The organism is Acinetobacter sp. IRS14 (genome assembly GCF_034650275.1).
Taxonomy (GTDB): Bacteria; Pseudomonadota; Gammaproteobacteria; order Pseudomonadales; family Moraxellaceae; genus Acinetobacter; species Acinetobacter oleivorans.
This window is the reverse complement of sequence record NZ_JAOVFN010000072.1, coordinates 1-573: the sequence shown is the minus strand read 5'-3', so window position 1 is coordinate 573 and position 573 is coordinate 1. Positions and strand designations below refer to the sequence as shown.

Below are 573 nucleotides of genomic sequence, written 5' to 3'. Positions count from 1 at the left end.
GCACAGCGCCAAGGTCATCGGCACGGACAGGTGCAAGACCACCGGCATAACGGCCAAATGGAGTACGGATGGCATCGATGATATAAGCGTTTTTCATTCTAACTTTGTCCTTTACTTCAGGCCTTTCTAGCCATTCTCCGTAAGTATTTCGTGGTGGCGACATGGATGTCGCCGTGTTGCTCAGCACAACAGGGAGATTGTGTCTGAGTAACAAAGGTTTTTTGGTTACTTTTTTTAAAAAGTGACACGAATTATCTGGTGGCATCTGGCTTCAACAGATAAGACTCCGTTGTGATGATTTATAAATTTTCATATCAACGAATAACATCACGGCTGTAATCTACTGTGATATCCGTAGGTCTGTTGTATAAGCGATACCTTACTTTTGAAAGGTCAAAAGTAACAAAAACCTTTGTTGAACAGAGGAGGCTTCCATGCCCCCCTGTCCAACGGGCGACATCCATGTCGCCTGTCACGATAGTTACTACTGTTTAAATCTTACCCTTGAGTCGCATCAGTCAAAGTTGCACCAGTCAAAGCCTGTAACTCATCAAAGCTAAGACCTTCAACTTT

General features: G+C 43.8%; 1 protein-coding gene and 1 pseudogene. Both read right to left on the bottom strand.

The genetic code is table 11. The annotated features are described in order from the left end of the window. Nucleotides 1-97, bottom strand: a 97-nt coding sequence (locus tag ODQ17_RS19130; RefSeq protein WP_002041144.1) for a hypothetical protein, incomplete at its 3' end; no start/stop codon positions are given. Between the two features lie 401 nt (nt 98-498). Continuing rightward, nucleotides 499-573, bottom strand: a pseudogene (locus ODQ17_RS19125) (3-oxoadipate CoA-transferase); the annotation flags it as partial.